At 29.9% G+C, this 6585-nt stretch carries 4 protein-coding genes; 2 read left to right on the top strand and 2 right to left on the bottom strand.

The window, feature by feature from the left end; translation table 11 throughout:
* Nucleotides 1-185 precede the first annotated feature (185 nt).
* Both V5787_RS00230 and V5787_RS00225 read right to left on the bottom strand, forming a co-directional pair.
* Nucleotides 186-1526, bottom strand: a complete 1341-nt coding sequence (locus V5787_RS00230; RefSeq protein WP_336891282.1) for a potassium transporter TrkG — start codon at nt 1524-1526, stop codon at nt 186-188.
* A 573-nt stretch (nt 1527-2099) separates the two neighbouring features.
* A complete protein-coding gene (locus V5787_RS00225) occupies nt 2100-2858 on the bottom strand; it encodes an acyl-ACP thioesterase domain-containing protein (protein ID WP_336891281.1) in 759 nt (252 codons plus the stop codon).
* Between the two features lie 376 nt (nt 2859-3234).
* Between V5787_RS00225 and V5787_RS00220 the strand changes: the two genes are divergently transcribed.
* Both V5787_RS00220 and V5787_RS00215 read left to right on the top strand, forming a co-directional pair.
* Nucleotides 3235-5808, top strand: a complete 2574-nt coding sequence (locus V5787_RS00220) for a prolyl oligopeptidase family serine peptidase (protein ID WP_336891280.1) — start codon at nt 3235-3237, stop codon at nt 5806-5808.
* Between the two features lie 456 nt (nt 5809-6264).
* Nucleotides 6265-6585, top strand: a 321-nt coding sequence (locus V5787_RS00215; protein WP_336891279.1) for a transposase, incomplete at its 3' end; no start/stop codon positions are given.

Genomic DNA, 6585 nt, shown 5'->3' with positions numbered 1-6585 from the left:
AAAAATGTAGCTTTTATCTTTCTTGTGCGTAAATCACAAATGCTATCTGAAAAAGTAGGTGTTATTTGTAGTTTCATGGCTTGAATATACATCTTAATAAGCTAACAAACAATGATTTACACCCTAAGTTTGGGTCTTTGTTTTTGTCATGTACCTTGCAACGGTCTTGAGGTGTAAATGAAATTTTAAGTTGCTAAATCTTCTTCTTTTATGTTTTTTTGCTTTTGCTTTTTTCTGTGTAAAAGGGCAAAACCGAATGTTAAAACCCCAACACGGCCTAGAAACATTAAAATTATTATCAATATTTTCCCTGTTGAGGATAGGTCACCTGTGATTCCCATACTTAATCCGACTGTTCCCAAAGCGGAAGCTACTTCAAAAAGAATTTTATCAAGAGAAAAATTCTCACTATATGATAGCAAAAACGTAAACAAAAAAATTAGACTAGTATAAAGTATAAATGTTGACGTAGCAACATAAATTCTTTCAAAAGGTATGGAACGATTTAAAAAAGTAATGTTTTTCTGACCAAATAACCGGCTTTTTAATATCGACAACATAGCCGTTAAGGTAGTAATTTTCATTCCACCAGCTGTTCCTGACGGCGAGGCTCCAATGTACATAAGAAATATTATAAGTAATAGTATTGGTAATGATAATTCACCAATTGGAATAGTATTGAAACCAACAGTAGTCATAGCAGACATAGATTGGAAAAATGATGTCATTAGTGTGTGGTTTGAGCCTGACTCTTTAAAATAAAACAACAAAGTTCCTAAAAAGAGCAACAGTAGAAATCCATAAAAAATGATTTTAGTTGTAAATGAAATTTCTTTGGATTTACCAGAAATACGATGCCATAAATCCGTAATAATAATAAAGCCTAATGAGCCTGAAATTGCTAAAACTGCAACAATTATATTTATAAAAATATTATCGTGATAACTTTCAAATCCGTTATCAAATAATGCAAAACCTGCTGTACAAAAAGATGAAATACTATGGAAAACAGAAAACCAAACTGCTTTTAAATTGCCCATCCCATAATCAGAGAAAGCTATGAAAAATAAAAGAGCCCCAATGATTTCCATGATTAGCGTAAATACAATAACACTTTTAATAAAATCTTTAATTTGAATAGTTTCAGGAAGAGTAAATTCCGCACCTATTAATCTATTATGCCAATGCGTTATTTTATTCGTTGTAAATAGCAGAAAATAAGTAGTTAGAGTCATGTATCCAATTCCTCCAAATTGGATAAGTATTAATATAATGAGTTGTCCGAAAAAATTGTAAGAATTAATTATACTTATAGTGCTTAATCCAGAGGTTGAGATTGCTGAAGTTGATATAAACAAATTGTCTAAAATAGAAACATCTACTTTATGAAATAGAGGAATGGAAAGTAGAATGAAGCCAATTATAGTATATAAAAAGAAACCCAATACCAAATTCATTTGAGGTGAATTACTTACCTGGAATTTTATATACCAAATAGATAGCCTTTTATAAAATATTTTTCCCATTTTTTGGATTCAATGTCTTATTGCAACAAATTTAATTTTAGAGATTGCTAAATTACATTTTTTTAGTTCAGTACCTATCGCTCTTTAAATGTAATATAACCGATAATTTAACTAGGTATATTACTCTATTTTTCTTGACTATTTGGTTAAGTTGATTTGGTTTTTGAGAAAATATTTCAGCAATTTTATTCTCTTTTTTGCCTTTTAAATTGATGATTAAAGCATCTCAATAATTGTTTCTAAGGCTGATTTAACCCTTTCAGGATATCCAACCTCACTGAGTTCAATCTGTTTAGGACTACTATCAATACAAGCTTTTTTAATGATTTCACTACTAATTATAGAATTTTATTTATTCGGTTTTTTAATAAATGCGTCTGTGTTATTTACTTACACATCTATAAAATTAAATTTGCTGCAATAAGACATTGAATAGAGGGAAACGAAAAACTTTAATTTATAAAACTCTATTGACTATGAATTATGTTTGTATTTATCTTGACAAAGGAATGATATGGTTGTGTATGATAGACACGCCTGCGATATTAGTTGGAGCAGATTGTGCATTCGTATTTATATTTTTTTCCAAATTGTTTTTGTTGTTGTACAAATTTTATCAGACCCTTCTATTTTTATTGTGTGTAGTAAAGATTTACCCTTTGTTTCGTTCGTGTCATTTTTAGTCAAAGAAACTATTGTTTGCCCTAAATGTGCTTCGGCAATGAATCTACCATCTATAGAATGCAAATAATAATTATCAATAATTTCGTCAGGAACTGACTCAATCAACCATTGTAAATATCTAATATTATTTACGTGTTTATTCATATCAATATCATATCTATTCACTTTAAATTTTAATTCATAATTAGGGTTTTCGATTGCTTTAATTTTTTTAGAAATATTGTGATTGATACTTTCTTCATTACAGAAAGACCATTTCTCCTTTATGATATCAAATATTGGGGTAGGTCTTCTTTTTTCAATGTCGAAGAAAACCCATAATCCTCTAGCTCTTCCAATTATATTACCTTGTTCATCGTAAATAATGTTTTCTCTAAACCCTTTAATCGTTGAATATACTGATAACCATGTTCTAATAGTGATTTTTTCTTTATAATTGGGATATCGCTCCATTTGCATAAACCCAGAAAATAAAACCCATCCAATATTTTGTGCTTCTAGTTGGTATAAACTATGATTTATAGAATAACAATGATCAGCAGCCGTTTCTTCTAACAAAGTTAAGATGGTTGTTGGCGATGCAGTACCAAATTTATTCATCTCAAAATATCTTAATTCAAACTGTTTATCGAAATAGTTATTCGTCATTTTACTTTATTTATTGAATGTAGAATTAGTTTGTGTAATCTTAAAATAGGCTGATATTTATTGTGTCATTTAGATCGCAACACTTTTTTTAATATTTAACATAAAAACAAGACCCTAGCGGTGCGATGCTCCAATTTTTATTGTTTTTTTAATAAAATTGATATTCTAAATATTTCACATATAGAATTTCTTTGTAAATTTAGTAAAATCCCAACAAGATACTTTCTTTTATACAAATTTTTTAGAACTAGCTTTATCTCAATTAAGGAATTATTTTGGTTCTCTGGATATAAGAAAATGTTGTTGGTCTAAAATTATTTTTTTAGAGGACCGAAAAGGCTATTTTTAAGTTATAGAACCTTTTAAAAATCATCAAATGAAATCAAAAACAATCAAAATTAAAATTATTTTTCTACTGTTTGCTCCTTTTTTATTAATAGCTCAGCAAAAAACAGGAAATATTGTAGAGTATTTTGGAAAAGAGAAAGTAAACGAAGTCAGTGAAGGAAAGGTTATACATATCTTCAAAGAAGGGCTAGCTCTAAAAATTCAAAATTTTGAATTTAACTCTTCTTCATTTCCGAAAGATCCCGTTTTTTATAAGTTTTTAATGAACCCTACATTAACAGTTAAAAAGAACGAAGTTTTTGATATTAATTTTTTAGGAAACGAATTGAAGTGGAATGCTATTAAAGTAGATACATCTAATAGTTTTAACGATTCAAAATTAAGGTCTAGTTATGTCTATTTATCTTATAAATCTTCTTCTAAAAAGAAGGTATTGTTCGAGGCTTCAGGCCATTCTTTACTTCTAATAAACGGATTACCTCATGAAGGGGATCATTATGATTTTGGATGGAATTTAATTCCTCTTACATTGAATAAAGGATTAAATACTTTTGTGTTAAAAGTTGGAAGGTTCCCTAGAATTAGAGCAAGAATAATAGATCCTGAATCTTTGGTTCAATTCACAAACCGTGATTTAACTCTACCAGATATTTTGGTTGAAGAAGATAGAGAATTCATTGGAGCTATTAGAGTTGTAAATTCATCTGATAATTGGTTAACGAATTATAGTATTCAATCGGATTTAAAGGGAGTAAAAATTCAAACTTCAATTGCTCCAATTGCACCTATGAGTGTTCAAAAAGTACCTTTTACAATTGGTTCAGCATTGAATACAGAGATTCATAATAAGGTTGTGCTAAGTCTTATATTAAATGATAATAAAGGTCAGAAAATTGCTGCTAAAAAATTAGAAATCAATTTAAAATCAAAATATAAACATCACAAACGCACCTTTATTAGTCAAATTGATGGAAGTGTTCAATACTATAGTGTAGCACCTACAACTAATAAAGATAAAGCATCACAAGCCTTATTTTTATCTGTCCACGGAGCATCTGTAGAAGCGGTAAATCAAGCAAACGCATATAAACAAAAAGATTGGGGAAATCTTGTGGCTCCCACCAATCGACGACCTTTTGGGTTTGCATGGGAAGATTGGGGAAGATTAGATGCTTTAGAAGTTTTGGCTGAGGCAAAATCTATTTTTCAACCCAATAATCAACGAATTTATTTAACAGGGCACTCTATGGGAGGCCATGGGAGTTGGTATTTAGGAGCAACTTATCCCGATTATTTCGCTGCTATTGCACCTTGTGCAGGATATCCAGATCTGTTATTATATAGAGATTCTTTTACAAGAAAAAGATCAAATATGCCTATAGAGAAGGTCTCTAATTTTGGTATTACTGCAAAAGTTGAGGAAAGATTAATGATGAAGTATACGCCAACACTTGTAGAAAGTATGATTAAACGAGCTGGTACTCCAAGCAGAACACTTGGTTTAATAAGAAATTATTTGCATCACGGTGTATATATTTTACATGGAGAAAAAGATAAGGTTGTACCCACCCATATTGCCAGAGATATGAGAGAGAGATTAGGTAAATTTCATAATGACTTTACATATTATGAATACCCAGATGGCACACATTGGTATGGTAATCATTCTGTAGATTGGAACCCAATTTTTGAATTCTTTAAACAAAGAACCATTAAGGAAGACAAAGACATAAAGAAGTATGAATTTTATACAGGCTCTCCAGGAGTCTCTTCAAATTCACATTTTATTACTATACATCAACAACAAAAAGCATTTGAGGTAAGTTCATTCGAATTTAGCAAAGAGAAGTCAGTTGAAATTAACACAAAGAATGTTTCTCTGCTTGAAATAGATACACGCCCAATTAGTGATACGATAGTAGAGATTTCTTTAAATGGAGAAATTATAAAAATTGAAGATAAGGGAATTGTGTTTTTTGAAGAAAATAATGGGAAGTGGAATGTTTCTAAAGCACCTTCTTTAAAAGAAAAAGGACCCCATAGAAATGGCGGATTTAAAGATGCTTTTAGAAATAATGTAGTTTTGGTATACGCTTCTAACGGTTCAGAATTTGAAAACGAATGGTATTTTAATAGAGCAAAATTTGATGCAGAAACATTTTGGTACAGAGCGAATGGAAAGATTCAAGTAGTCAAAGATTCAGAGTTTTCTTTAAAAAAGTATAAAGATAGAAACGTAATTATTTACGGTAATAAAGATAATAACATTGCGTGGAACAAATTGTTAAAAAACAATCCGATTCAAGTAAATGATAATAAAATTAGTTTTGGCGGAAAGGAATTGAAGGGGACGCAATGGGGTTCTTACTTTATAGTTCCAAGAGCAGACAGTGATATTGCAAGTGTTGGTGTTGTTACTGCAACGGGTAAAAAGGGAATGAAAGCAGCTTATATGAATCACTATTTGGTAAATGGAACTACGTTTCCAGATGTATTAATTTTTGACGATCAGGTATTAATTGAGGGTGATTCAAAAGTAAAATGTGCTGGTTTTTTTGGAAATGATTGGAGTATTGAAACTGGAGATTTTGAGTGGAATTAAGATGTAAATTGACTTTATCTTAATTACGAAGGTCAATTTTAGAAAGAAAATAAAGTCCTGTAAAACACTAATTACAGGGCTTTTTTTTAATTATTCCCCCCCTATTTTAATGGAAATCTTGACATGTAAAAATAACATCATTTTAACATTTAAATGACGCATTAAATTCGTTTATTTTTCACACAAAAACAAAACCGTAACGGGGCTATGCTTTTACTTTTTTTACTTATCTGAATAAAAAACATTCCAAATTATCATTACGTCATTTAAAAAATCAAATTGGTATAACTACAACTATAGGGAATATTGTGATCATACGGCTGATTAAATTTTATCTCCTAAATTTTGAACACTGTTTAATTGATTAATTGTCAGCAGGGTAATTGTGTATTTTAATATAAACAAACTGAGTTAGTCATTTAGTCTCCGTATATTGATCCTTTAAAACATTGCTATATGGAACATTTTAAAGGTCAAGACATCCTAAACTTTATAAAAGAACTAGCAAATGATGAAGCTTGTAAGGCTTATTTAGCCAAAATAAAATGGCAAGATGGGTTTACTTGTATAAAATGTGGACAGACCAAAGGATGTGAAAAGTCAGGATATAGATACCATTGTTATGGTTGTCAGCACGTAGAAAGTGCAACTGCAAACACCTTATTTCATAAAGTAAAATTTGGTTTACAAAAGGCTTTTTGTGTGGTTTTTGAAATGAGTACAACTAGCAAAAGTATTTCTAGTATTCAAATGGGAAAACGATTTAGTATTCGTCAA

It is taken from the genome of Flavicella sp., assembly GCF_037132785.1.
Lineage (GTDB): Bacteria > Bacteroidota > Bacteroidia > Flavobacteriales > Flavobacteriaceae > Flavicella.
The sequence above is the reverse complement of the archived record's forward strand: the minus strand, read 5'-3'. Positions and strand labels throughout refer to the sequence as shown.

Coding starts and splice junctions, on each gene's coding strand:
- V5787_RS00230 (WP_336891282.1), bottom strand. CDS start 1,526: ATGGGAAAAATATTTTATAAAAGGCTATCTATTTGGTATATAAAATTC.
- V5787_RS00225 (WP_336891281.1), bottom strand. CDS start 2,858: ATGACGAATAACTATTTCGATAAACAGTTTGAATTAAGATATTTTGAG.
- V5787_RS00220 (WP_336891280.1), top strand. CDS start 3,235: ATGAAATCAAAAACAATCAAAATTAAAATTATTTTTCTACTGTTTGCT.